Origin of the sequence: Pandoraea bronchicola (assembly GCF_902459805.1) — a bacterium.
GTDB lineage: Bacteria > Pseudomonadota > Gammaproteobacteria > Burkholderiales > Burkholderiaceae > Pandoraea > Pandoraea bronchicola.
The window spans coordinates 1-23606 of record NZ_CABPST010000019.1; the positions used below are offsets into that span (position 1 = coordinate 1).

Annotated in this window: 27 protein-coding genes; 26 read left to right on the top strand and 1 reads right to left on the bottom strand. The window is 62.0% G+C overall.

Annotated elements, in window-relative coordinates; translation table 11 throughout:
* Positions 1-40 precede the first annotated feature (40 nt).
* Positions 41-286 carry a hypothetical protein gene (locus PBR20603_RS23190; protein ID WP_150561813.1) on the bottom strand — a complete coding sequence of 82 codons (246 nt, stop codon included), beginning with the start codon at positions 284-286 and terminating at the stop codon, positions 41-43.
* A 210-nt stretch (positions 287-496) separates the two neighbouring features.
* Between PBR20603_RS23190 and PBR20603_RS23195 the strand changes: the two genes are divergently transcribed.
* From PBR20603_RS23195 to fliP, 26 genes are all read left to right on the top strand, one after another.
* Complete coding sequence (locus PBR20603_RS23195; RefSeq protein WP_174978037.1) at positions 497-2728, top strand: YcaO-like family protein; 2232 nt, start codon at positions 497-499, stop codon at positions 2726-2728.
* Between the two features lie 70 nt (positions 2729-2798).
* On the top strand, positions 2799-3794 hold the full coding sequence (locus PBR20603_RS23200; protein ID WP_150561815.1) for a hypothetical protein: 996 nt from the start codon (positions 2799-2801) through the stop codon (positions 3792-3794).
* A 184-nt stretch (positions 3795-3978) separates the two neighbouring features.
* Positions 3979-4245, top strand: coding sequence for a flagellar biosynthetic protein FliQ (locus PBR20603_RS23205; RefSeq protein WP_150561816.1), 267 nt, complete (start codon positions 3979-3981; stop codon positions 4243-4245).
* 9 nt (positions 4246-4254) lie between these two features.
* Positions 4255-5034: a flagellar biosynthetic protein FliR gene (locus tag PBR20603_RS23210; protein WP_150561817.1), complete on the top strand. Its 780-nt coding sequence runs from the start codon at positions 4255-4257 to the stop codon at positions 5032-5034.
* Positions 5027-6136, top strand: coding sequence for an EscU/YscU/HrcU family type III secretion system export apparatus switch protein (locus tag PBR20603_RS23215; RefSeq protein WP_150561818.1), 1110 nt, complete (start codon positions 5027-5029; stop codon positions 6134-6136). The genes PBR20603_RS23210 and PBR20603_RS23215 overlap by 8 nt, the downstream gene beginning before the upstream one ends.
* Positions 6136-8205, top strand: a complete 2070-nt coding sequence (locus tag PBR20603_RS23220) for a flagellar biosynthesis protein FlhA (RefSeq protein WP_150561819.1) — start codon at positions 6136-6138, stop codon at positions 8203-8205. The genes PBR20603_RS23215 and PBR20603_RS23220 overlap by 1 nt, the downstream gene beginning before the upstream one ends.
* A 37-nt stretch (positions 8206-8242) precedes the next feature.
* Complete coding sequence (locus PBR20603_RS23225) at positions 8243-8995, top strand: flagellar hook-basal body protein (RefSeq protein ID WP_150561820.1); 753 nt, start codon at positions 8243-8245, stop codon at positions 8993-8995.
* Between the two features lie 133 nt (positions 8996-9128).
* Positions 9129-9923 (top strand): flagellar basal-body rod protein FlgG, encoded by a 795-nt coding sequence (gene flgG / locus PBR20603_RS23230; RefSeq protein ID WP_150561821.1) that lies wholly within the window; start codon positions 9129-9131, stop codon positions 9921-9923.
* A gap of 35 nt (positions 9924-9958) precedes the next feature.
* Positions 9959-10972 (top strand): flagellar basal body P-ring formation chaperone FlgA, encoded by a 1014-nt coding sequence (gene flgA, locus PBR20603_RS23235; RefSeq protein ID WP_174978038.1) that lies wholly within the window; start codon positions 9959-9961, stop codon positions 10970-10972.
* Positions 10969-11550 carry a flagellar basal body L-ring protein FlgH gene (locus PBR20603_RS23240; protein ID WP_150561823.1) on the top strand — a complete coding sequence of 194 codons (582 nt, stop codon included), beginning with the start codon at positions 10969-10971 and terminating at the stop codon, positions 11548-11550. The genes flgA and PBR20603_RS23240 overlap by 4 nt, the downstream gene beginning before the upstream one ends.
* A gap of 8 nt (positions 11551-11558) precedes the next feature.
* Positions 11559-12746 carry a flagellar basal body P-ring protein FlgI gene (locus tag PBR20603_RS23245; protein WP_246174954.1) on the top strand — a complete coding sequence of 396 codons (1188 nt, stop codon included), beginning with the start codon at positions 11559-11561 and terminating at the stop codon, positions 12744-12746.
* A gap of 11 nt (positions 12747-12757) precedes the next feature.
* Positions 12758-13123, top strand: a complete 366-nt coding sequence (locus PBR20603_RS23250) for a flagellar basal body rod protein FlgB (RefSeq protein ID WP_150561824.1) — start codon at positions 12758-12760, stop codon at positions 13121-13123.
* Between the two features lie 28 nt (positions 13124-13151).
* Entirely contained in the window at positions 13152-13580 is a 429-nt protein-coding gene (gene flgC, locus PBR20603_RS23255) for a flagellar basal body rod protein FlgC (protein WP_150561825.1), read from the top strand.
* Positions 13577-13891: a flagellar hook-basal body complex protein FliE gene (gene fliE, locus PBR20603_RS23260; protein ID WP_150561826.1), complete on the top strand. Its 315-nt coding sequence runs from the start codon at positions 13577-13579 to the stop codon at positions 13889-13891. The genes flgC and fliE overlap by 4 nt, the downstream gene beginning before the upstream one ends.
* Before the next feature lie 61 nt (positions 13892-13952).
* Entirely contained in the window at positions 13953-15398 is a 1446-nt protein-coding gene (gene fliF / locus PBR20603_RS23265; protein WP_150561827.1) for a flagellar basal-body MS-ring/collar protein FliF, read from the top strand.
* A complete protein-coding gene (locus tag PBR20603_RS23270; protein ID WP_150561828.1) occupies positions 15395-15976 on the top strand; it encodes a hypothetical protein in 582 nt (193 codons plus the stop codon). Before fliF ends, PBR20603_RS23270 begins: the two co-directional genes overlap by 4 nt.
* Positions 15973-16815 (top strand): FliH/SctL family protein, encoded by an 843-nt coding sequence (locus PBR20603_RS23275; protein ID WP_174978039.1) that lies wholly within the window; start codon positions 15973-15975, stop codon positions 16813-16815. Before PBR20603_RS23270 ends, PBR20603_RS23275 begins: the two co-directional genes overlap by 4 nt.
* The gene (locus PBR20603_RS23280; protein WP_150561830.1) at positions 16808-18115 is read left to right on the top strand and encodes a FliI/YscN family ATPase; all 1308 of its coding nucleotides are present in this window, start codon (positions 16808-16810) and stop codon (positions 18113-18115) included. The genes PBR20603_RS23275 and PBR20603_RS23280 overlap by 8 nt, the downstream gene beginning before the upstream one ends.
* A complete protein-coding gene (locus PBR20603_RS23285) occupies positions 18112-18600 on the top strand; it encodes a flagellar export protein FliJ (RefSeq protein ID WP_150561831.1) in 489 nt (162 codons plus the stop codon). Before PBR20603_RS23280 ends, PBR20603_RS23285 begins: the two co-directional genes overlap by 4 nt.
* Positions 18593-19333, top strand: a complete 741-nt coding sequence (locus PBR20603_RS23290) for a hypothetical protein (protein ID WP_150561832.1) — start codon at positions 18593-18595, stop codon at positions 19331-19333. The genes PBR20603_RS23285 and PBR20603_RS23290 overlap by 8 nt, the downstream gene beginning before the upstream one ends.
* 27 nt (positions 19334-19360) lie before the next feature.
* On the top strand, positions 19361-19762 hold the full coding sequence (locus PBR20603_RS23295; RefSeq protein ID WP_150561833.1) for a flagellar hook capping FlgD N-terminal domain-containing protein: 402 nt from the start codon (positions 19361-19363) through the stop codon (positions 19760-19762).
* 14 nt (positions 19763-19776) lie between these two features.
* Positions 19777-20955: a flagellar hook protein FlgE gene (locus PBR20603_RS23300; protein WP_150561834.1), complete on the top strand. Its 1179-nt coding sequence runs from the start codon at positions 19777-19779 to the stop codon at positions 20953-20955.
* Between the two features lie 5 nt (positions 20956-20960).
* Positions 20961-21818 carry a FliM/FliN family flagellar motor switch protein gene (locus PBR20603_RS23305; protein ID WP_174978040.1) on the top strand — a complete coding sequence of 286 codons (858 nt, stop codon included), beginning with the start codon at positions 20961-20963 and terminating at the stop codon, positions 21816-21818.
* Complete coding sequence (locus PBR20603_RS23310) at positions 21815-22198, top strand: FliM/FliN family flagellar motor switch protein (RefSeq protein WP_150561836.1); 384 nt, start codon at positions 21815-21817, stop codon at positions 22196-22198. Before PBR20603_RS23305 ends, PBR20603_RS23310 begins: the two co-directional genes overlap by 4 nt.
* A 2-nt stretch (positions 22199-22200) precedes the next feature.
* The gene (locus tag PBR20603_RS23315; protein ID WP_150561837.1) at positions 22201-22671 is read left to right on the top strand and encodes a hypothetical protein; all 471 of its coding nucleotides are present in this window, start codon (positions 22201-22203) and stop codon (positions 22669-22671) included.
* A complete protein-coding gene (gene fliP / locus PBR20603_RS23320) occupies positions 22668-23594 on the top strand; it encodes a flagellar type III secretion system pore protein FliP (protein WP_246174955.1) in 927 nt (308 codons plus the stop codon). The genes PBR20603_RS23315 and fliP overlap by 4 nt, the downstream gene beginning before the upstream one ends.
* Positions 23595-23606: the final 12 nt, after the last annotated feature.

Sequence of the window (23606 nt, forward strand, 5' to 3'; positions counted from 1 at the left end):
ATGTCTTCCGTTTCAAACTGTCAAAATCATGCCGGATTTTCTACTTTTCAGTGGTACTGTTTTCTGGGGTAGGGTCAATGACGGCTTGTCCCTTCGTCACGATGGTGCCCGACGCGTTGTTCAGCGCCTGCGGTCCGGCGGCGACCCCCAGGCCAAGCGAGGCGTCGTAGCCAAACGGACGCCGCGCGGCCAGCGACGCGTAGTACGGATATGGGTCGGGGTGCGTGACGGCATCGAGCGGTCCGGATGGGAATTCGAGAGTCGGATTTGAGAAAGCGATGGGCATCACGAAAACTCTGCTGTAGAAAAAATCGCGGTGACGATATGTCGCCATCTTCGCTCAATGCCACCGGTCATGATTCACCGTGACGTGAAATGTCATGGCACGGCGAAGTCCCCCGGCAGTTGCGAGTCGTCCGCGCCTATAATCACACTCGATCAGCCGTCGGCAAATGTGCCGGTATCCAAAATAAACGGACATCTCTGAGACGCCATCGTGTTGCACAAGAATCCCGCCTCCGTTGTCGAAAACGCCCTGAACGACCCGTCACGCATCTGCCCGGTGTTCGCTGCTCCGGCATTGATTTCCGGTCAGCGACTCAGCGTGCAATGGCGCGGCGAGTCGATTACCGTTCGGGCACCTCGTCCTATGCTGAAGAAGCTCTTCGAGTGGTGTCAGGGGCATAGAAGTCTCACCGAACTCGGAAACCTGTCCGTGCAGACATGGGGCGATGACCGCATGTCCCGCTTCGTCGCTGACCTGCTCGATGCTGGAGTCATGGTGGATGCCGCATTGCAACTCCCTGCGATAGCTGAAGCCACAGTGGATCCGCTGGCTCGTTTCGGACTGCCTGCACACGCAGGCGTGTGGTCTGCAGTGAGCGCGCTTGCTTCGTGTACTGCGGAACCTGAGACTCAGGTGCATGTGATGCCGCAAACGTCCTCAAGTCTGGACGGTCTTTGGCGAGATCGGCGGTCCGCCAGAGAATTCGGCGGGCAAGGAATATCCAAGGCGTCGTTGGCGGGCGTGTTGCGCGCGGCGTATGGCGCAGTCGTCGATAGCGACCATACACGGCGTACGGTGCCGTCAGCCGGGGCACTTCACACGCTTCGGCTCGGCGTGGTGCTGCTTGATCCGATTGATGACTTGCCCAGTGGCGCCTACCTTGTGAAGTTCGACAGTTCTCGTAGTTCTGAGATGCAATCGGACGTTGCGCTGTCGCGTATTGATTCGTCTCCCACAGATATCTTTCGCGCGTCCAACGCACCTCGCGATTTGACGAACGTGCGCGTTGTCCTGGTCGCTTGGGCCGATCTCTCACTCACGGCGTTGAAGTATCGCAATCGCGCATACCCATTTCTCATGTTGGAGGCGGGGGCAGCGTTGCAGAACGTGGCGCTGTATTGTGCTGACGCGAAGCTGGCGTGGAGCCCCTACGGGAACTACTCGCCCTCCCGCATGGCTGCGTTATTCGAGGTGCCAACGCGTGCAACGATACTTGCGACGGGGTTGTTAGGCAGTCTGAATCTCGCGGCATTGGAGACCAGACATCCAGACGCTTTGCCACTGACATTAACCTGGTCCGAAGAACTTCCGTCCCTGCCCTTTCATGCGGCGACGGCCAAGATCGATGTCGAGTCCAACACGGAGGGGCTGGCGTGGGGGCGCGCCGCAGATCCGGTACTCGCACTGGACAAAGCGATTGCGGAAGCCGTCGAGCGCTATGCATATCGCACTCCGAGGTGCTTGCGGTGGGGAACACTTCTGGAGTTGCCCAACGCCGTTCATCCAGAGAGAATTATTGCTTTCTCGCCAGCCCAGTATCGACGCAAAGATTTCCCGTTTACCCGCCTTCGCGACAATGAGCGCACGCTGTGGACAGAAGCGGTCAGCGCGCGGGACGGACATGATGTTTTGGTTCACGCTGACTGTGTTTTTCATGCCAAGGGCCTTGAAGCGTTAAGGGATGGGCCGATTCGATGCTGGGCGACATCCTCAGGATGCGCTTCGCATCTCGACATTGTGGCGGCGCAGAATGCTGCGTTATGGGAATTGGTGGAACGGGACGCATTTATGCGTCACTGGGCGGCTCAGACACCTGGCACTCGGATAGACGAAGTGTCGCTGCCCGCCGGATTTCGGTTTCGTATCGACTGGTTGAAGGCCAATGGGTGCACGGTAGCGCTTTTCGTATTGGACCGTGGTGTGCTCCCGGCGGTGATGGTGGCAATTAGAAACGATGAGAAGCATTTCACGTGTTTCGGCGCTGGGGCAGGCGCCGATCTCGCAGGCGCGCTGGAAACTGCATTGGGCGAAGCGGAGATTGGGGCGCATGCACGCCTCGCGGCACTGGCCGCGGTGGTCGTGACGCCTTCCCAGGTACGATTTCCGGCCCATCATGTCGATCTTTTTGCGACGCGCCGATATTACAAGAGAGCCGATGCCCTATTGGCCGGTGCCCGATCGCGGACTTTTCAAACGCTGGCGAACGCCCACCGCGCGGCTTGTGGCGACGTTCTCGCGTCCCTCCTAAGCAAAGGGCTTGACCCGATATTCGTCGATTTGACAGTTCCCGATGCTCCACGAACCACGCGCGGCGCGCGGCTGCATACGGTACGTGCACTCGTCCCCGGTTTGCTGCCGATGACGTTCGGTGCGGGCAGAATGCCGATGGGAATGTTGAAGACTTGCGCTAAAGCGGCGCTCTTCCCTCATCCTTTTGCCTGACGATTCTTGTTGCGCTAGTTGACACAGCGCTGACCCTTCTTCGCTTCTATTGAGGTTTATCGTGATTCATATGTTCGACCTGAACGCTCATCTCACGGCCGTGCGCCGATGGGTGAAAGCGGCTGGAGGAACACTCGCGCTCGACGTGAATACCTACCGGGCCACAGTGTCTATCGGCTCGAAGTCCACGACGTTGATTCCAAAATTCTCGTTTCGCGCGTCTCATGGGTTGGCTTACACGAACTCGCTGACTGAAGAGACTGCCATGGGCTTCGTCGGCTGGCTGCCTTACACGGTGAAGCGATGGCCTATTTCATCCGATAAGGTCGTATTCAAGAGGTATTGCGAGGACCAAGGCCTTCGTGTAACGCCTTCGTGGCGACCTCCTGAAATGCCGCAATCAAAAAATTTCATCGTCAAACGCAGAAACGGATCGTTCGGACAGAACTTGTTCGGGCCGTTTCGTCATGATCAAACGGAAGCCGTGCCGACGTTACTCGATACCGATTATTGTGAAGCTTTTGTATTAGGGAAGACGTGCAAGATATGGTTTTGGAATGATCGCCCCGTGGCCATGGAGGCACTCGAATTTCCTTGTCTGATCGGCGATGGGCATCGTTCGCTCAACGCATTGGCTAAAGAACGTCGGGGAAACTACGATAAGTCGCATTCGTTGGAGCAAAGCGAGGCGATGCTGGCATGGCAAGGCGTGAGCCAGGAAACCATCGTCCCGGAAGGCACGCGTGTCTATCTGGATTTCCGGTTTGTTACGCCGTTTGATCCACTCGTTTGGGGAGACCGGGATAGCCTTGCCAAGCAATCGGAGGCTTTGCAGGAACACTTGCGCAATATCGGCCGCGTCTTGTGGTTTGGCATTCCTGAGGACACAAGGCATAACACCGTGTTTACGCTGGATGCGATTCTGGACGAGGAAGACCGATTGTGGCTGTTGGAAATGAATAGCAATCCGATGGTGCACCAAAACACATATGGCGCAATGCTGGACTCCATATTTGAACGTCGCAATACCCCCCTGAGTCCGGGTTCCCGAAGTACTACAACATAACGTTTTTGCTCGTCAATGGGCCTATGAAACGTATTGGAGTACGCAACATTGAGACCACACGATAAGCGGGTCTTGTGACATTCATGAAAGTAAATGCAATAATGCGCGGCCAAATGTGAGAAGTAAATAAATACGAAATACGCGCACATCGATGGTGCGTTGGGGTGTATCCCGGGGGAGTAGCATGTATTCCGATTTTGCGTTACGCCTGATGGCGGAGTTGCTGTGGACGGGATTGCAGGTTTGTTTTCCCGTTCTTGCGCTTACGATGGCCGTCGGGCTGACAATCAGTGTGTTTCAGGTCGTCACGCAAATTCAGGAAATGTCGCTGACCTTCGTGCCGAAGCTCATCACAGCGGGCCTGAGTCTGATTTTCTTCGGCCCGTGGATGTTGCAGAAGATCACGGCATTTGCCACCAAGCTCTGGGTGGCAATTCCAGGCATGTTCTGAGGAGCACATATGACATTGCTCCATCAACTCGATCCACAGTGGCTATTAGCAGTGCTATTGGTCGCGGTGCGTATCTCGGCCCTTCTTCTTGTTACGCCTGTTCTGACGATGAGCGGCGTTCCGCCGATGGTCAGATTCCTGCTCGTCGCGGGGTTTGCCGTCGCGCTGGTCGGCGGCGCACCGGATTGGCGAAGCACGCTCCCGGGCGATTTCGGGTCGGTCGTCGGCGCCATGGTATCCGAAGCGATGCTCGGCGCTACGCTGGCGCTGGGAGTGCTCGCATCGTTTGCGTGCTTCTCTGTGGCAGGGCGTCTGCTGGATGTGCAGATCGGCTTCGGCATCGGGCAGGTGTTCGATCCGGTCAGTCTGCGTCAGGCGCCGGTGCTCACCGGGCTGTTCAATCAACTTGCCATTTTTCTTTTCTTTCTGGCAGGCGGTCATTACACGCTCTTGCGCGGGTTGGCTTACAGCTTTCGGATGGTCACGCCCGGTGCTGCCTGGCAAAACCCGGACTCCGTGACCATGGTGATCAAACACGCCGGCAGCATGTGGACGCTCGGGTTCGCGCTCATCTCGCCGGTCGTGCTTTGCCTGCTGCTCGTGGAGTTCTGTCTCGGCGCGCTCGCTCGCAACATGCCGCAAATGAACATGTTCGCGTTCGGCATTCCGCTCAAGATCGTGATCGGTGTGGCCGCACTCGCGTTGTGGTTGCCGCTTATGCATGGCCCGATGGATCGCGCCTACGCGCTGACGTTCTCGTTCTGGGAGGCCGTGTTACCCAATGGCTGATCAGGATCTTGACCGCAACGAACAGGCGACGCCGCACAAGCTCAGGAAGGCGCGTGAGAAGGGCAGTGTCGGCAAGAGCGCTGACGTGCCCGCCGCCGTCGTCTTCACCGTCGCGGTGGCGTACGCCCATGCCAACGCATGGGAGGTGATTAATCGTTTCCTTGCCATCGAACAGCGGCTGTTTGCCGCCATACGTATAGCGAGCGAGCAGGGCAGTATTTTCTCCGTGGCGCTGTGGAAATCGGTGATCGGCGAACTGAGCGGCTTGGTCTTTCCTCTGCTGTTCTTCGTTTGTATTGCCGGCGTGCTGGCGAATGTGGTTCAGACCGGCCCCGTCTTTGCACCGAAGGCATTGACCATCGACATGATGCGACTCAACCCGATGACCGGGTTGAAGAAGCTGTTTTCCATGCGCTCGCTCTTCGATACGGCACGCGCCCTCGTCAAGTTCAGCGCCCTGGCGATCGTCACCTATCTGGCGCTTGAGCATGTTGCACCGAGTCTGGTGAGCCTTGCCGCTTTGCCGCCGCAGGGCGCGTTGCGTCTATTTCTCGGTGACCTGACGTCCATCGGTCTGGCGACGGCGGCGGCGCTGGCATGCCTTGCCGTGCTGGATTTTGCGTACTCGCGTCGCGAGTTCGGCAAGCAAATGCGCATGAGCAAACGTGAAGTCAAGGACGAATCGAAGCAACGTGAAGGCGACGCCTCGATTCGCGCGCGGCTCAAGGCGATGCGCCGCGAAATGCTGGCAAAAATGAATAGCGTCGCGGACACGCGAGATGCCGACGTCGTCATCACGAACCCGACGCACTTTGCCGTTGCGTTGCGCTATGAACACGGCGTGATGACGTCTCCGCAGATTCTCTCGAAGGGAACGGGGCAAATGGCATGGATGATTCGCACGATTGCCATGCGCCGCGCCATCCCCATCGTGCAAAACCCGCCGCTGGCTCGCGAACTCTATTTCCGGGCGCACATCGGGCAACACGTGCCCACGCATACCTACGCCCAGGTGGCCCGCATCATGGTCTGGGTGTTGTCGATGCGTGACGCGCAGCGGCGTGCTGCTGTCGGCCGCGACATGGCAAGCGGAGGTGTGTGATGAACGCCTTGCGCAATGTGCTGGGCAAGCACACTGACATCGCGCTCGTTGCCCTGGTGCTGGGCGTGCTACTGGTGCTCTTCGCACCGATTCCCAGCGCGATGCTCGACTTTCTCATCATGGCGAACGTCAGCTTCGCCTGTCTGATTCTGTTGCTGACGTTCTACATGGCGCGACCCGTCGAGTTCTCGACGTTCCCTTCGCTGCTGCTGATCGCGACGCTGTTCCGGCTGTCGCTCAATGTGGCTGCGACGCGTCTGATCCTATCGGACGGGGATGCGGGCAAGGTGATCGGCGCCATCGGCAGCTACGTCGTGGGCGGGAACTACGTGATCGGCATCATCGTGTTTCTGATTCTGATCGTGGTGCAGTACGTCGTGGTGACCAACGGCGCGCAACGTGTCTCCGAAGTCGCGGCGCGGTTCACGCTCGACAGCATGCCGGGGCAGCAAATGAGCATCGACGCCGACCTGAACATGGGGTTCATCGATCAGGCAGAAGCGCAACGCCGACGTAAAAATCTCGAGAAGGAAGCGGCCTTCTACGGCGCGATGGACGGCGCGAGCAAGTTCGTCAAGGGTGACGCCATTGCCGGCATCATCATCCTGCTTGTCGACAGCATCGGTGGTCTGGTCATAGGTGTGATCCAGCACGGCATGCCGTGGAGCGAGGCGCTTCAGACTTACACCCTATTGACCATCGGAGATGGCATCGTCACGCAGGTGCCCGCGTTGGTGATCGCAGTGGGCACCGGGATCATCGTGACGCGCTCCGCGTCGGATACGAATCTGAGCGTGGAGGTCTTCCGGCAGATCACTTCATTTCCGAAAACGCTGCTGATCGCGGGGACTGCGCTTGCAGGTCTCGTCGCGCTGCCGGGAGTGCCGTTGTTGCCGGCCATTCCGTTGTTTGCCGTGCTTTTCGGTGCGGCGTGGTTTGCCTATCGCGCGCAGCGCGAAACGCCGGATTCGGCCGACGCGCAAGAGACCGGTGACGACGGCGCGATGTCGAGCGAGAATGCCGACGACCCCTATCGCCAGCTCGATATCGAGCCGATCGAAGTCTGGGTGGGGCAGCGCTGGGCGGGCGTGGTCACCGACGGCACATTGATGTCCGATCGCCTAGCGCTCTTCCGTAATCAGTTCGCGCAAGAGTTCGGCGTGGTGTTGCCCAAAGTTCGCTTCCGCACACAGGAGCGCTTCGGGCCACATCAGTATGAAATTCAGATCGACGGCGTGCCCGCGGCGCGCGGCGAATCCAGGCTCGATCAGGTGCTGGCGATTCACCCGTCGGGAGACACGAAGCATCTAAAGGGCGAGCCGACGAAGGAGCCGACTTACGGGCTGCCTGCCATCTGGATCGACGAATCGCAGCGCGCTTCGGCGGTGGCGGCGAAATTCACGTTGGTCGATGCGCAAACCGTGCTGATGACGCACTTGACCGAAGTGCTGCGACGCGAGGCGGCGACGCTACTTTCGCGGGCCGAGGTCGAGCGAATGCTGGCCCGCGTGCGACAGAGCCAGCCGACATTGGTCGAGGAGATCGTTCCGACGGTGCTGGCCGTCAGCGACATCCAGCGGGTGCTGCAGAACCTGCTCAGAGAAAAGGTAAGCGTTCGGAATCTGGCGGCGATTCTTGAGGCGGCGCTGGAGGCCGGTCGAGTCACCAAAGACATCGCCTATCTGACAGAGCGGGTGCGCCAGCGCCTCGGGCGAGCGATCTGTCAGGGACTGGCCGGAGACGCGGCAGGACTGCATGTGCTGACCATCGACGCGGGGTTGGAAAGCCAGTTCCTGCACAGCGTGCGCGGCGCGGATCCTGCACAGCCGTTCGTCGTGGATCCCGGATTGGCGGAACAGTTCATTTCTCGTCTTGCGCACCAAACGGAGCGCATGATGAAGAGCAACCTGTTGCCCGTGCTGCTGTGCTCGCCAGAGCTTCGCCGTCATGTCCGGGCATTGTCGGAGCGTGCCGTGCCGCACCTGCGCGTGTTGTCGATGGCGGAAATTCCCCAGTCGTTTGAATTGAAGTCGTTCGGCGTGGTGGCGACACAGCCCGCCGCCGCGTGATGGCATTGCCTTATTGCCCTGAGGAGCCGATTGCACCATGACAGACATTCTTGCCGTTGCGCTTTACGCCATGCAGGACGACATGGCTCGACTAAACGGGGTGGCGACTAACCTCGCAAATCTCTCGACGCCGGGCTACAAGCGTCAGGTGCCGGTCAGCGCTGGCTTCGGTGCCATGGTCGCGGGCCTGTCGGGCGCCGCATCCGGTATGTCGGGGGAGATAGCTGGCGGTATCGCGCAAGCCGGCACGGCAGCAAGCGTGCAACGCATCGATCCCCGTCCCGGCACGCTCAAACGCACAGGCGCGCCGCTCGATTTCGCGATCAATAGCGAGGGCTTCTTCGAAATCGCGACACAGAGCGGCCCGGCCTATACACGCAAGGGCAACTTTCACGTGGATGCGCGAGGGCGTCTGGTGACGGAGCAGGGCGATCCTGTCATGGGGAAGGGGGGGGAGATTGTGCTGACCGGAAGCCATCCGGTGGTCGATGCTGCGGGCAACGTGACCGAGAGCGGTCAGCCAGTCGCACAACTGCGCGTCGTCGGCTTCGAGCGCGCCGATAGACTCTCGCCGCTGGGATACGGCATGTACGCAGCGAACGGCCCAGGCAACGCCATGCAGGACGTCGATCTTCAGGTGAGGCAAGGCTATCTGGAGAACGCCAACGTCACGAACATGCAGGAGATGGTGCAGTTGATGCAAACGATGCGCCACTTCGAATCGATGCAGAAAGTCGCGCAGGGGTACGACGACATGCTGGGCAACGCCATCCGAAAGTTGTCGGATTGACCCTCGGAAAAATTCGATAGCAACGACGCTGCAAGCAAGACAGCGAAACGAAATAAGCAGTAATACACACGGCGAGGCCGGTCGGCGACAAGCGACCGCATCGCGAAATCGAAGCGAAGTATCGGGGAACGGGATGATCGACGCACTCTACATCGGCGCGACGGGGATGCAAGCACAGCAACTCAACGTCGACACGATTGCACAGAACTTGGCCAACGTCGGCACGACGGGCTACAAACGGAACTCGGTGAGCTTCACCGACCTGATCGCGCGCGAAGCGACGCCGCTCGCGCGTTCTTCGGACGCCGCGATTGCGGGGCCGCTGGCGGCACTGCCGCATCTGGGCAGCGGCGTCGCAGTGGGCCACATGGCCAAAGTGTTCGAGGGCGGTGACATGAAGAAGACCGGCTCGCCGCTCGACATCGCCATTCAGGGGGAAGGGTTTCTCAGCGTCACACTGCCTGACGGCAGCGAAGCCTTCGCGCGCGGCGGCACGCTCAAGGTCAACAGCGACGGTCAACTGGCGACGTCCAGCGGTTATGCCCTGCGCCCCGGCATCACGATTCCGGACAACGTCCAGGCGATCGCGATTGCCGCTGACGGCACCGTCAATCTCACCGTGCCCGGACAGTCGACCCCTATCGAAGCGGGACACCTCGAATTCGTGCGCTTCACGGATGCCGGATCGCTGACGGCGCTCGGCGAGAACACCTACCGTGCAAACGACGCTTCCGGCGCGGCGATTCAGGTCACACCCGGACAGAACGGCGTGGGCACGCTACAGCAGGGCTTTCTGGAGGGCTCGAACGTCAAGCTGGTCGACGAAACGGTGGGCCTGATGGTGGCGCAGCGTGCCTATGAGGCGAGCGTCAAGGTTGTCCAGGCGGCTGACGAAATGCTGGGAATGGTTAACAACCTTCGTCGCTGATGCGGGGTGCTTCGTCCATGGGGCGCGGCGGGGTCATGTCGAACGCACTTCCCCTGTTCGTAGTCACGCTTTCTATCGCTGCGACGGTAACGGCGCGTAGTGCGCATGCCGACGGCGTGTCGATCGAACTGCCGGTTAGGGTAAGTGTTGTCGGGGCCACCGTGAAGCTGGGTGACATCGCAAAGGTCGAGGGTGACGCAGACGAGGTAGCACGTGTTCAGACCATCGATCTCGGTCCGGCGCCGCCAGTGGGGGCGCCGATTCGACTGACGCGCGCGGCGCTCGCTCGCTGGGTGGCGTCGCGCACGGGTCAGAGTAGCGGAAGTGGTGAACGAGCGGCGCAGGTGCAGTGGCGCGGTGCCGAAGTGGTGCAGATCGAATTGAAGGCGCAGACGCTGACATGGTCGCGTATCGACGCTGCAGCCCGCGAGCGATTGACGAACTGGCTCGATGCGCGTGTCGACCAGCTGAAGCTGACGCCGCTCGATCGCGGGAGCGATCTGTTGGTCGCGCCGGGCGACGTGCGGCTCAGGCCCAGGGCAATGGCACCCGACGCGTTGGCCCAGCCCGTCATGACGCTGTGGGTCGATGTGCTGATCGACGGCGTTGTGAGCAAAACTGTGCCGGTGCGATTTCGTGTGGACGGCACGCAGCGCGTCTGGGTTTCTAGAAGCGATCAGCCGCCGGGCATTGCGCTGGTAGCTGAGGCATTCGAATTGCGCGATACCCCGTTGTCGTCGATTCGTCAGCGCGCATTGACGGTGACAGATTTGCGTGGGATGAGCGGTAGTGTGGTCGGTGCACGATTGCGCCGCTCGGTGCGCGCCGGACAGATGCTGGCTACTGATGACATCGAATCTGCGCCGGATGTGGCGCGTGGCAAGACGGCCACGCTCACAGTGAGTTGGGGCGCAGTGGTAGTGGAGAGCCCGGTCGAGGTGATGCAGGACGGGCGACAGGGGGAGTGGGTGCGCGTGCGTCCGAAAACATCGAGCGAAGCCGTACTCGCTCGCGTGGCAGGTCCGGGGAAATTGGAGATTTCGCGATGAAAGCAGTCGTGTGGCGCGCGCTAGCCGTGCTCGCACTCATGTCGTTGTGGCAAGTGGCCGGCGCAGAGAGCCTCTATCGCGAGGATACCTATCGCCCCATCACGGCGGACAACAAAGCGTTTCGCGTCGACGACGTGCTCACGGTACAGGTGTTCGAGAACGCCAGCGCGACGAGCAATTCGGATACGACCACGCGGCGCACCAACGACATTGCGGCCGACGTGAACCTCACGCGAAACCCGTCCATTGCCGCGAGTCTCGGCGTCAAGGGCGACTTCGACGGTGGCGGAAGAACGCAGCGCGCCGGCCGGTTGCTCGCGCAGATCACTGTGGCAGTCAGGGAAGTCATGCCCAACGGCGATCTGAAGATCTCCGGCGAGCAAATGCTCACGATCAACGACGAGCAACAGAAAATCCAGCTCGAAGGGCGGGTACGTCCGCAGGATATCTCGGATGGCAACGTCGTGCTCTCGACACGCATCAGCGACGCGCGCATCAACTATGTCGGCTATGGCGATCTCGCCGAGCGCGGACGTCGCGCGTGGTGGCGAAAAGCGCTGGACTTTATCGGATTCTGACGAACGCCATGACGCAAGTACATTTCACGACTTCTCATAGCGCCCGCGTCGGCCGGCTCCGACGCTTTGCGCGTATTGCGAGTCGCGCATTGCTGGGGCTGTGCATGACGCTGGTGCTGCCTGTGATGGCAGCGACTGACGACAGCGACCGGGTGCGCATCAAGGACCTTGGGCATCTGAAAGGCTGGCGTGAGAACTCTCTGGTCGGTTACGGCATCGTCACGGGTCTCGCGGGCACGGGAGATTCGCCGACCAACCGCACCACGCGCCAGGCGCTGGCCAATGCGTTCTCGCAGTTCAATCTGACGGTCGCGCCTGAACAGATTCAAAGCCGAAACGTGGCCGTGGTGATGGTGACGGCATCGTTGCCGACGTTTGCTCGCGAGGGTGACACGCTCGACGTCACCGTGACGTCGGCTGGCGACGCGCGCAGTCTCGTCGGCGGTTCGTTGCTGATCACGTCGCTCAAGGCGCCAAACGGCCGGGTCTATGCGCTGGCTCAGGGATCGGTCACCGTCGGCGGCTACCGGTACGACGCGAACGGCAACGTGGTGCAGAAAAACCACCCGACGGTCGGTGAGGTGCCGGGCGGTGCCACGGTGGAAGTCGGTACGAGCGCAGAGATGGTCAGCGCCCGTCAGACACTGACGTTCGTGCTGACCGATCCGGACTACACGACGGCATCGCGCATCGCCGCGGCGATCAATCGTCAGGTATCGCCGGGGCTGGCCAACGCACGCGACGCTGCCGGCATCGAAGTGCGTGTGCCCGGCTCGGACACACAGTTGGTGGATTTCATTGCCGCGCTTGAAAACGTGACGGTGGCACCGGATCGGCGTGCGCGGGTGGTGATTAACGAGCGTACCGGCGTGGTGGTTTCGGGAGGCGATGTCCGTATCGCGAAGGTCGCCATTTCGCATGGCGACCTCAAGATTTCCATCGTGACGGAGAACGTGGCTTCTCAACCGATGTTCGTCAGCCGGACCGGCCCCGGGGTGCGGACTGCCATTGTGACCAACTCGCGCATCGACGTGGACGAGCAGAACGGTCCGGGTTTCGTCGCCGCGCAACACAACACCGTAGCGGATCTGGTGCAGAGCCTGGCCCGCATGAAGACCAACACGCGCGACATCATCTCGATTCTGCGCGCCTGCAAGGCCGCGGGTGCACTGCGCGCCGAGCTTATCGTTCAGTAAGGAGACCGTGGATGTCGTCGATTTTTGATACCGCAACCGTGGCGCAAGTCGCTGCCGCCCTCGATCGTGCGGTGTTGCGTCAGCAAGTCGGCTCGGCAAATATTGCGAACGCCAACGTAGGTGGGTACGTCGCGCAGCAGGTCGACTTCGACGCACAGATGGCGGCGTTCGGCGGGCGCACGGAATCATCGCAGGCGTTGCCGGCAGGTGTGAGCGTTCGCGCGCGTCTGGACAACGACGGTTTGCCGCAACCGGTCCAGTTGGACCAGGAAGTGGCGGAGTTGTCGCAGAACACGCTGCGCTTTCAGGCGTTGACCAAGGCGCTCGGCAAGCAGTTCGCGATGCTGGCGGTCGCCGTGGCCGACGGCAAGCGCTAACGCTCGCGAAAACGGGGAGACACAAAGCATGGACTTCAGTCAGACATTCGCCATCAGCGCGGCAGGTATGCAGATCGAGCGCCTGCGCGTGGATGTGGCCGCCATGAACCTGGCCTACGCCAACACGATGCAAACGCCTGAGGGTGGCTATCAGCCGATGCGTGTCGTCGCACAGGTGACCGGCCGAGCGTCGTCGTCGTTCGGCGACACCGTGTCGCGCTGGCTCGGCAACACCGAGCTTGCCGTCGCATCTACGGGGGCGCAGCCGCGCAATGTCTACGAACCGGGCAACCCGTTTGCAGACACTCGGGGCTACGTGCACTACCCGAACGTGGATTCGGCCACGGAAATGATGAACATGATGAGCGCAACGCGTGCTTACGAAGCCAACATTGCTGCCATGAACATGGCGAAGACCATGGCCCTGAAGGCGCTCGATATTGGGGGCGCCGCATGAGTGCAGACGCAATTGCCGCTATTGAAGTGTTGCAGGCCGGTGGCGCTGCTGCGCCGGCTGCACTGGCAGAGGCCGGACAGGCGCAGGCCGGTAATGCTTTTGGTACCGCTGTCTCGCAAGGGCTGGCGCAAGTCAACGGGCAGTTGCTTGCGTCGAGCGAGCAGGTGCATGCGCTGGCGACGGGAAACGTCGAGAACTTGCATCAGGTCATGATGCGTCTCGAGGCGGCGGGCCTGACGTTCCAGTTGTTCATGCAAGTGCGCAATCGCGTACTCGAAGCGTATCAGGAAGTGATGCGCATGCAGGTGTAAGCCTGCGGAAGACGCAGTGAATCACAACATAAAGCACACAGTGAATCGGGGAGAGTGAGCGGTGAACGGATTTTGGCAAGGACTTGAGCGGCGCGCACGCGTCGGCCTTGTAGCTGGTGTGGTGGCGATCTGCGTGGGTCTGGGTATCGGCACGTGGTGGATGATGCGAAGCGAGTATCAGACGTTGTTCTCGAATTTGAGCAGCGAGGATATGGGCGTCATGGTCGCGGAACTCGACCGCATGAAGGTCCCGTATCGCATCGCAGACGACGGGCACACGTTGCTCGTCGACAAGGACGCGGTGCTCAGGACGCGCATCAAGCTGATGGCCAAGCCGTTGGCGCTTCATGGCGCAGTCGGCTTCGAGTTGTTCAACAACGCGGACTTCGGCATGACCGAGTTCGCTCAGAAGGTGAATTTCCAGCGCGCTTTGCAGGGAGAGATCACCCGCACGATCATGTCACTCGACGAAATCGAGAGTGCTCGCGTGCATCTGGCGACACCGGAAGAAGGGCTGTTCAAACGTCCCGATGCGCACGGCAAGGCGTCGGTGACGCTGAGCCTGCGTCAGGGCCGTGCGCTGAGTCCTGAGCAGGTCACCGGCATCCAGCGACTGGTTGCAGCGGCCGTACCGGGCGTGTCGGCGCAGGATGTGACGATCATTGACCAGCACGGCATTGCGCTCACTCGGGCGGGACGTGCTGGTGCGGCTTCGGCCGGTGGCAGCGATGCGCTCGATATGAAGCGCGATATGGAAACATACCTGACGCGCAAGGTCGATGGCGTCATCCGGCAAGCGCTGGGCGAGGGCGAAGCGCTTGCGAGCGTCGACGTCACGCTCGACATGCAGGACTCACAGGTCACGACCGAAGACGTGACGAGCGCACCGGGCAAACCTGGGGACGCACCGTCCGGTGTCCTCGTGCGCGAGCGCGAAGTCATTCAGGAAGGCAGCACGCCGCTGGCGAGCCGACTGAACGACAACGCCACTGGCGCGAGTTCGCAGCGCGAATCGGAATATCAGGTGGGCAAACGCGTCGAGCGCCGCAGTCAGTCGGCGGGCACGTTGCGCAAGGTCGATGTGGTGGTGGTGTCTCGCAAGCCGTTGGATGTCGATGCATCGGCGCGCCTGCGTGAGGCGGTCGCCGCGGCCGTCGGCGCGGTGCCGTCGCGTGGCGACACCATTGTCGTGCAAACGTTTGCCAGAACACCTGCGACGGCGTCGGACACGACCGTTGCACCCACGTCGACGGCAGTGCCACCGTCGCAGGTGGCCGCAGCTTCTGCCAGTCCATCGCGTGTTGCCGGATGGCTGGGCATGTTGCTCGCCGTGGTGGCGCTGGCGTTGCTGGTCTGGCTGGCCGCGTTCGCGAGCCGCCGCAAGGCGGTCGTGCAGCCCGCCCGTTTGACCAGTTCTCAACGTGACGCTGCATTGCTGAAGATTCGCGCCTGGATGCAGGAAACGCCTCCGGCACGCCAGGCCGGGGCGGGCGGGGACGGCGTATGAGCGAAGGCCTGCGTCAGGCGGCGCTTGCGCTGCATGCCATGCACCCCGAAGACCGGCGCTGGGCGATGCATTCGCTTGAGGCCGATCAGCGGGACGCCATATCGGCGCTGCTTGAAGAACTTGGCGAGTTGGGTATTCCGCGCGATGCATCGCTGTTGCAGTCATTGGGTGAGGGTGACAAAACGGCACGCGTGTTGCTGACGGACCAGGACGCCCAGGTACTCGACGCCATGCCGGATGCCGTCGCGATTGCCATGCTGCGGAACGAACCCGCGCGTTTTGTCGAGTTGCTGCTCAACCTTCACCCCTGGGTGTGGCGCGATGCCTGGTATGCGGCGCAGCCGTCGGCAGCGCTGTCGGGCACGACCATGGGCACCGGCGGTCGTTCGTCCGCGACATCTGTATCGCCGGAACTACGAGCATCGATGCTGAAGCACGCGCGCGAGGCGTGTGAGGTACTGCAGGCAGACGGAAGGGGCATGAGTGTCCGAGGGCATGGCGAGACGCGCACCGCTTCGCCATCGATCCTTCACGGTCTGTTCGGTCGATGGAAGCGCTGGCGCGGAGGTCTCGCATGACGTTGTCACGCCGTCCCGGCACCGGGCACCCGGATGTGTTGCGCGACGTGGCGCTGAATGCGGCACCGCGCGTGCTCACGCGTCGTCCTACGGGCTCGGCAGCGCCAGCGCAGACGGTCTCCGAAGCGCCACAGCAACAGGGGTACGTTGATGAGACGCCGAACGCCGAGTTTGCCGACGGCTACGAAGCAGGATTCACGCAAGGTCTGACGGCTGGCGCGGCGGAAGGGCGGCAGCAGGGCGTCGTGCAGGGTACGGCGCAGGGTTTCGAGGAAGGGTTTGCGAAAGGTCATGCAGACGGCCATGCTGCTGGCGAGAGAGAGGGCCGCGATGCGGGATTCGCAGCCGGCATGCAGGAAGCCAGGGCGCAGGTCGATGCACAGCAGGCGCAGTGGCAGGAACATGCTTCGGCGCTGGTGGCGCAATTGCAAGGTGAGCGCGCGGCCATGCGCGAGGCGGCCGAGAGCGACATCGTCGAACTGGTCATGACGGCGATTTGCCGGATTGCGGGAGAAGGCGCCATCAACCGCGACGGCGCGCGCGCCATGATCCGCAACGCCATGCAGCAGGCGTCGCCTGCGCGCGTCATGCGGGTGCGTGTGAACCCGGACGACTTTGGTTGGCTCAACGCGGGGGCAGTCCCAGGCGATCCGGTGTGGCTCGCCGACAGCGCTGTCGGGCTGGGCGGCTGTATTGTCGAAACCGATGCCGGCACGCTTGACGCGCGATTGGAGACGCAACTCGAAGCCGTGAAGAACGCATTACGAGACGTCCGTGCTGCACGGGCGGCAGGTGCGGCGGCGGGCGGGCGCGCAACGCAGGGGCCATCCCATGCTTGACGCGTACCTCGGCGGACTCTCTCGCGCGACCCTGATCCCGAAAACCGGGCGGGTCACGCGCGTGAACGGACTCGCCGTCGAAGCGAGCGGTACCGGCGCCGGTATTGGCGACGTCTGCGACGTGCTGGTTGAGGGCGGGGTGCGACGGCCGGCAGAGGTCGTGGGTGCGAGCGGGGCAAGCGTCACCTTGATGCCGTACGGGATCATGACCGGTCTTAAGGTTGGCGATAGCGTGCGTCCCGGCGGTGCACTGAGTCAGGTCGGCTTCGGTCCGGCATTGCTTGGTCGCGTCGTCGATGCGTTTTGCCGGCCGCTCGACGACAAGGGCGACATTCCGGGACTCACGCCACGCGCTTTGCTCGGCGCACCGATCAATCCGATGGCGCGCCCGCGCATTCAGACCGTGTTCGAGACCGGTGTGCGTGCCATCGATGCGTTGCTGACGCTCGGGCAAGGGCAACGAGTCGGTATCTTTGCCGGCAGCGGCGTGGGCAAGAGCAGTTTGCTGGGCATGATGGCGCGAAGCGTGAAGAGCGACGTCAACGTGGTGGCGCTCATAGGCGAGCGTGGACGTGAGGTGCGCGAGTTCGTCGAGAAGCATCTTGGCGACGAAGGCTTGTCGCGCACCGTTGTCGTGGTGGCGACCTCGGATCAGCCGGCGCTGATGCGCTTGCGCGCTGCGCGTGCGGCCATCGCCATCGCCGAGGGATTTCGGGAGCAGGGTTTGCAGGTATTTCTCACGATGGACTCGGTGACACGCTACGCCATGGCGCGTCGCGAAGTCGGTCTGGCAGCCGGAGAGCCGCCGACGGCACGTGGTTACACGCCGTCGGTCTTTACCGAGATCCCCGAATTGTGCGAGCGATGCGGCACTGCGCCGGGTGGTGGCGCTATTACTGCGGTTTTCACCGTGCTGGTCGATGGCGACGATTTCAACGAACCTGTGGCGGACTGTTTGCGCGCGACACTCGACGGTCACATTGTGCTCTCGCGTCTACTGGCGCATCAGGGGCATTTCCCGGCCATCGACGTGCTGCGCAGTGCGAGCCGTGTGATGCCCGACGTCGTGGACGACGTCGATAGCGCGCTCGCGAGACAGTGCGTCGAAATCATGGCGACGTTGGACCAGCATCGCACGATGATCGACATCGGTGCCTATGTGGCTGGCAACAATCCCACCATCGATGCCGCGATGGCGCGGGACATTCCAATCCGGGACTTCTTGCGTCAGGCCCACGGTGGCGTCGCTCGTACTGAAGCGATTGCCGCGTTGAAGGGGCTGATCGGAGGGGCTGCATGAGCGTCGATCGCCGCGGATATCGCTTTTCGCTGTCGCCACTGCTGGCACAGGCCCGCTGGCAACTGGATGCCGCGCGCGACGCATTGGGCGTGGCGACTCGTCAGATGAATGAAGCGCGCGACCGATTGGCGCAGGCGCAGGCGCATTTGCGAACGGAATCCGCGAGGGTGGACGGCGCGTCGCAGGTCGACATCGGACGTCGAATGGCATCGATGGCGTTTCTCGCCACTTTGCACGAAAGGCTTGAGACCGCGAAGGCGGAAGTGCAGACAAGCGAGGCGATGCACGTCGACGCTCGCGAAGCCTGTATTCAGGCGCAGCGGCACGTCGAGCGGTTCGAAAAGGTCGAGGCTCACCAATGGGAGGCGTTCGTGCAAGACAAGGAAGCAGCGCAGGCGCGCGAGTCGGATGCCGATTGGCTCGCGCGAACCGCGCATCTGCAAGGTGTTTCGCATCCATCGCACGCAGGAGACTCGCATGATTGACGCAACCGCAGGACGTGAAGACGTGATGTCTTCTACCACGTCCGGCCGCAAGCCCGGAGACGGCGCGGTCGATCCGGCATGGCGCGGCGTGTGGCAGTCGGCGATGGAGCGCACGCAGGCACAGTCCTGGTTTCATGCTGCGCCTGACGCGGGGCCTTCGCAGCAGGATGGCGGTGAAGTGTCGCCGAGGGGCGACGATGACGCACGTTCGCTGACACACGAAGCTACGTCCGCCATGTCGACGGAACACGTATCGCGCAGCCCGGCCGCCAAGCCGCAGGCCGTGTCGATGCTGCCCACGTCTGCCTATCTCGACGTTCGCAGTGCGATGGTGCCCGAGAAGGCGAGCTTCAGCGACACGGCATATGCCGTGCAGTCGTCGTCACAGACCTCGCTGCCGACGGCAGGCGGCGCACGCGAGGGCGTGACGTCATCGCCCGACGCGCAAGCCTATCCGGCCACCGCCGTGCAGGCCATCGTGCGCGAGGCGTTCGACTCGCGCGATGTACCGGTGAGATGGCACGTGTCGTTCTCCGACGGCGGGGTGAACGTCTGGCTCGGGGTGGCGGCGACGCACGCCGATGTCGCGCAGGCGCTCGTGCCGGCACTGCGAGACGCGATGCGACGCGAAGGTATTTCGGTACGCACGATGACCCTCAATGGCGTTGTCGTTCAGGCGCAGGACGACGTTTCGCAAGTTGCTGCGGCCTCGCGCAATGCGCCGAGCCGCTAATTTCAGCATTTCGACAGGGAGCACACCATGGCCGTAGGTTCGACGACACCGATCGACAGCACGACGCTACAGTCGTCGTCGCTCGGCATGCAGGACTTCCTCAAGATACTGCTAACACAACTGACATATCAAGACCCGCTCAAACCCATGGACAACCAACAGTTCATGGCGCAGATGGCGCAGTTCACTACGCTTGAGCAAACCCAGCAACTCAACGACAAGATCGGTCAGTTGATTTCCACACAGGCAACGCTTCAGTCGGTTGGCTTGATCGGCAAGACGGTCGATGCCACGACGGCGAGCGGCACGGTCACGGGCACCGTCACAGCGCTTACCCTGGATCAGAACACACCTCAGTTGAGTATCAAGACGACCAACGGTGCGGCGCTCACAGGCATCTCGCTGTCGCAACTGACGGCGGTCCGCTAAAGGAGACAAGGGAAATGCTCGATTCCATCTACATCGGCATGACAGGATTGTTGGGGTACTCGAACGCGCTGCGCGTGATCTCCAACAACACGGCCAACATGAATACGCCGGGCTTCAAGGGTTCTGCGTTGCAGTTCACCGACCTGTTCTACGACAACTCCGAGGCCGGACGCGGCAACGGTCCCAATTACGGGCAACTCGGCTACGGCATGACCAGCAACGGGGTCACCGTCAACTATTCGTCTGGCGAAATTCGTTCGACAGGCCGCCCGCTCGATGCCGGCATCGACGGTCTGGGCTGGTTTGTGCTGCGTCAACCGGATGGCAGCTACACCTATACGCGTGCCGGCCAGTTCGATCTGGACGCAGACGGATGGCTCATCAATCGCAACGATCAAAGCCGCGTAATGACGCTGAACAACGGCCAGCTCACCGACGTGAGCATCGCCGGTGCGCGCACGACGCCGGGCAAAGCGACTAGCACGGTCACGTTCAACGGCAACCTGTCGAGTACCGCCACCGACCAGACCGTCGGCAATATTACGGTCTACGACGCTACGGGGACAGCCCATACGTTGAGCATGTCCCTCACCAACGCGGGCAGTTCGCTCTCGGGAACCTGGCTGACGAGCATTTCCGAGGGCGGCAAGACACTCGCGACCGGTCAGCTTGTTTTCGTCAACGGCTCACCGACGCTCGCGACCTCGCGTTTCTCGTTTGCGTACGCGCCGACCGGCGGCACGCTCACATTCGATTTCTCGAAGGATGTTACGTCGTACTCGGGCGGCAACTTTTCGACGATTGCCGCTGGCGGTCAGGACGGCTTCGGGCCGGGCAGTCAGACATCGGCAACCTTCGACGACACGGGGAATCTGGTGCTCGGCTATTCCAACGGTCAGTCGCTGAAGCTGGCGCAGCTCGCGCTGGCCAACTTTCGCTCGACCGACGACCTCCTGGCACTCGGCGGCAATCAGTTCAAGAGCACGAATTCGCAGGGCGTGACTTACGGGAAGGCGGGGAGCGACGCCTTCGGCAAACTCAAGACGACCGCCGTCGAGAATTCGAACGTCGATCTGTCGCAGGAATTTAGCGATCTCGTCATCATGCAGCGCGGTTATCAGGCGTCGTCTCAGGTGATCACTACGGCTAACGACATGCTGCAACAGCTGTTCTCGCTCAAGGGCGGACGATGAATCAAATGGCTTCCAACGGTGTTGAGTGGCGAGCGCTACAGGCCTGGTCGGACGCACAGCGCGAACGCCTGGCTGGCCATTGGCGCACGCAACTCGCAGAGTTCGTCGCAACGTGGTCGACGCGGCCCGTGGGGGCGGTAGACGACTTCGGTGTGCAGGTTGTGCCGCTGACATCGGCTTTCGATAACGCCCCGCAAGACGTGCTCGCTTTGCATTCGGCGCAGTCCGTCGATGCCGGTGCGTGGCTGACGGGGCGGACCACAGCCGGTGCGCGCAGGCCGGTTCATGCTATGGCGGCGGCGCTGTTCGGTCAAAGTCCCGTCACCGCGGGCACAGCGTCGATCGGTGTCGCGTGCGATGCACTCGACGCGTTAGTTCGCCGCCTTGGTTTCGATCGTTTCGTTGCGCAAAGCGACTGGCCTGCAGGCACGCTGCGCGCGCCGTGGTCTGGCGCGCTGGGGTTGAGGTTCTCTCTCGGACCCAGCGAGTGGACCGTGATTGCACTCGCGTCTACCGTGCAACGCTGGATTGCCAGCGAGGCCAGTGCTTCAGCGCTGGATATTGCAGCCGAGGCTTTCGATAGCCGCGCGCGGGGTGGTCTGACGAAGTTGAGCGCCGCACTCGCACACACTCAGGTGAGTTTGCGCGTTCGGCTTGACGGCCCGCTGCTTGCGCTGGGAGTGCTGACAGACCTTCGCGAAGGCGACATCGTTGCCCTCCCGCATGCGCTGTCCATGCCGTTGCACGTGGAAACCCCGACAGGCGAACCCGTTTGTCGAGCCTATCTCGGGCGTCAGAAGGACAGGCTCGCCATTGAGCTTTCCGATGCCCACGAGTCGTCTTCATTGCAGGAGTCAGTATGAACACCCGTCCCTTGCGTGCGCACGATGTGCACGGCACCCCCGCCGCTGCCTCGGACACGGACCCTCTGCGCACCGCCAGCCCCTTGCAGTTCGAAGCGCTGACGCCACGCCCCCAGTCGCAGGATGCTGGCACTGTCACGTCGTTCAATCCGCTTCGCAATGTGAAGGCGCGAGTGCAAGTGATCGTGGGCGGCGCAGAAATCTCCGTGGGTGAATTGCTCGATGCGAAGGAATCCCACGTCGTCACGCTCGACCGCGTTCTGACGGAACCCGTCGATCTGGTGGTCGAGGGCCAGGTGATTGCCCGTGGGCAACTGGTGGCGGTCGACGACAAATTCGCGGTCCGCATTACCGAACTGCCTACGTCGCTGGCGCTGTAACCATGACCTGGCTGACAATCGACACCCGGCAAGGGCGGTGGATGCGTTATCCGACGCTGATCGTCGCGTCGGCATTGGTATTGTCTGCGAACGCCTTTGCGGCAGCTTCGTCGCCTTATGCTGCGATGCCGCTGCTGCGTGACGAACCGACTGCCGACATGCCGGTGGCCGCACGCGTCGTCATCGTGCTGTTGGCATTGCTTGCACCGTTGGCATGGTGGCTGCGCCGCCGCCGTGGCGGGTCGCCTGTGCGCTTGCGGCTCGGTGCGGCATTGAATCCGCGCGCCAGTGGGACGTCCGCGCCTGTGGTGCGCTGCGTGACCCGGTTGAACGGCGCAACCAGTCTCTATGTGGTCGAGTGGGAGTCGCAATCGCTGTTGATTGCATGCGCCGGGGAGCAGGTGAATGTGCTGGAGCGCTCGCCACTGAATGTCGACGAGTCTGCGCGATCCAACGACAAGGATTCGCAATGACACGATTTCGGAACGCGATTGCCGGCGTATGCCTGGCAATGGGTTTGGTGACGGGGATGGTGTCGCCGACCTGGGCGCAGGCCGACGACGGCGTGATCGCCGTGCAGGCGGGAGACGATACGTCCGGTCTGGCCGACATCGCGCGCGATGCCAGTGTCATGCAGGCTGCGCCGCTGAGCCAGGCGACCCGCGATGCCAAAGCGCAGGTCGCACCGAAGCCGCACGTGCCGCGTCTGACGAATCGCCCGGTCGCGAAGTCGGAGCGCGCGCCGATGTTCGCCGGCACCGATACCGAGCGCACCTCGCTGGCATTGCGCATCGCGCTGGGGCTGACGCTTCTTGCTGTCGTGCCGGGCTTACTGGTGTGCGTCACGGCGTTTCTGCGCATTATTATCGTGTTGTCGATGCTGCGGCACGCCATTGGCATGCAGGAGACACCGCCGAATACTGCGCTCATCGGTATCGCCATCTTTCTCACGATGTTTACGATGGCGCCGGTCCTGCAAACCGTCAACACGACTTCACTGCAACCGTTTCTCGCCGGCAAGACGACCCCCGAACAAGCCTATGAGCGCGGCATCGTCCCGTTGCGCGAATTCATGGTGCGCCAGACCCGCGAGCAGGATCTGGCGTTGATGATCGAGTTGTCGAAAGCGCCGCAACCACGCGATATCAACGACATTAGCAACGTTCAGTTGATCCCTGCGTACATGCTGTCCGAGCTTCGTGCGGCGTTTCAGATCGGCTTCATGGTGTTCCTGCCGTTTGTGCTCATCGACCTGATCGTTTCGAGTTTGCTCATGACGCTGGGCATGATGATGATGCCGCCCGCGACGATTGCGCTGCCGCTGAAGATCCTGATGTTCATTCTGGTGGACGGGTGGGGCTTGCTGTTGCGCGCGCTCGTCGGATCGTTCCACTGATCAGGGACGCCC

Bases quoted from the DNA above. Each gene is read 5' to 3' on its own strand.
- PBR20603_RS23190 (WP_150561813.1), bottom strand. From the start codon at position 286: ATGCCCATCGCTTTCTCAAATCCGACTCTCGAATTCCCATCCGGACCG.
- PBR20603_RS23200 (WP_150561815.1), top strand. From the start codon at position 2,799: ATGTTCGACCTGAACGCTCATCTCACGGCCGTGCGCCGATGGGTGAAA.
- PBR20603_RS23205 (WP_150561816.1), top strand. From the start codon at position 3,979: ATGTATTCCGATTTTGCGTTACGCCTGATGGCGGAGTTGCTGTGGACG.
- PBR20603_RS23210 (WP_150561817.1), top strand. From the start codon at position 4,255: ATGACATTGCTCCATCAACTCGATCCACAGTGGCTATTAGCAGTGCTA.
- PBR20603_RS23215 (WP_150561818.1), top strand. From the start codon at position 5,027: ATGGCTGATCAGGATCTTGACCGCAACGAACAGGCGACGCCGCACAAG.
- PBR20603_RS23220 (WP_150561819.1), top strand. From the start codon at position 6,136: ATGAACGCCTTGCGCAATGTGCTGGGCAAGCACACTGACATCGCGCTC.
- PBR20603_RS23225 (WP_150561820.1), top strand. From the start codon at position 8,243: ATGACAGACATTCTTGCCGTTGCGCTTTACGCCATGCAGGACGACATG.
- flgG (WP_150561821.1), top strand. From the start codon at position 9,129: ATGATCGACGCACTCTACATCGGCGCGACGGGGATGCAAGCACAGCAA.
- flgA (WP_174978038.1), top strand. From the start codon at position 9,959: ATGTCGAACGCACTTCCCCTGTTCGTAGTCACGCTTTCTATCGCTGCG.
- PBR20603_RS23240 (WP_150561823.1), top strand. From the start codon at position 10,969: ATGAAAGCAGTCGTGTGGCGCGCGCTAGCCGTGCTCGCACTCATGTCG.
- PBR20603_RS23245 (WP_246174954.1), top strand. From the start codon at position 11,559: ATGACGCAAGTACATTTCACGACTTCTCATAGCGCCCGCGTCGGCCGG.
- PBR20603_RS23250 (WP_150561824.1), top strand. From the start codon at position 12,758: ATGTCGTCGATTTTTGATACCGCAACCGTGGCGCAAGTCGCTGCCGCC.
- flgC (WP_150561825.1), top strand. From the start codon at position 13,152: ATGGACTTCAGTCAGACATTCGCCATCAGCGCGGCAGGTATGCAGATC.
- fliE (WP_150561826.1), top strand. From the start codon at position 13,577: ATGAGTGCAGACGCAATTGCCGCTATTGAAGTGTTGCAGGCCGGTGGC.
- PBR20603_RS23270 (WP_150561828.1), top strand. From the start codon at position 15,395: ATGAGCGAAGGCCTGCGTCAGGCGGCGCTTGCGCTGCATGCCATGCAC.
- PBR20603_RS23275 (WP_174978039.1), top strand. From the start codon at position 15,973: ATGACGTTGTCACGCCGTCCCGGCACCGGGCACCCGGATGTGTTGCGC.
- PBR20603_RS23280 (WP_150561830.1), top strand. From the start codon at position 16,808: ATGCTTGACGCGTACCTCGGCGGACTCTCTCGCGCGACCCTGATCCCG.
- PBR20603_RS23285 (WP_150561831.1), top strand. From the start codon at position 18,112: ATGAGCGTCGATCGCCGCGGATATCGCTTTTCGCTGTCGCCACTGCTG.
- PBR20603_RS23290 (WP_150561832.1), top strand. From the start codon at position 18,593: ATGATTGACGCAACCGCAGGACGTGAAGACGTGATGTCTTCTACCACG.
- PBR20603_RS23295 (WP_150561833.1), top strand. From the start codon at position 19,361: ATGGCCGTAGGTTCGACGACACCGATCGACAGCACGACGCTACAGTCG.
- PBR20603_RS23300 (WP_150561834.1), top strand. From the start codon at position 19,777: ATGCTCGATTCCATCTACATCGGCATGACAGGATTGTTGGGGTACTCG.
- PBR20603_RS23305 (WP_174978040.1), top strand. From the start codon at position 20,961: ATGGCTTCCAACGGTGTTGAGTGGCGAGCGCTACAGGCCTGGTCGGAC.
- PBR20603_RS23310 (WP_150561836.1), top strand. From the start codon at position 21,815: ATGAACACCCGTCCCTTGCGTGCGCACGATGTGCACGGCACCCCCGCC.
- PBR20603_RS23315 (WP_150561837.1), top strand. From the start codon at position 22,201: ATGACCTGGCTGACAATCGACACCCGGCAAGGGCGGTGGATGCGTTAT.
- fliP (WP_246174955.1), top strand. From the start codon at position 22,668: ATGACACGATTTCGGAACGCGATTGCCGGCGTATGCCTGGCAATGGGT.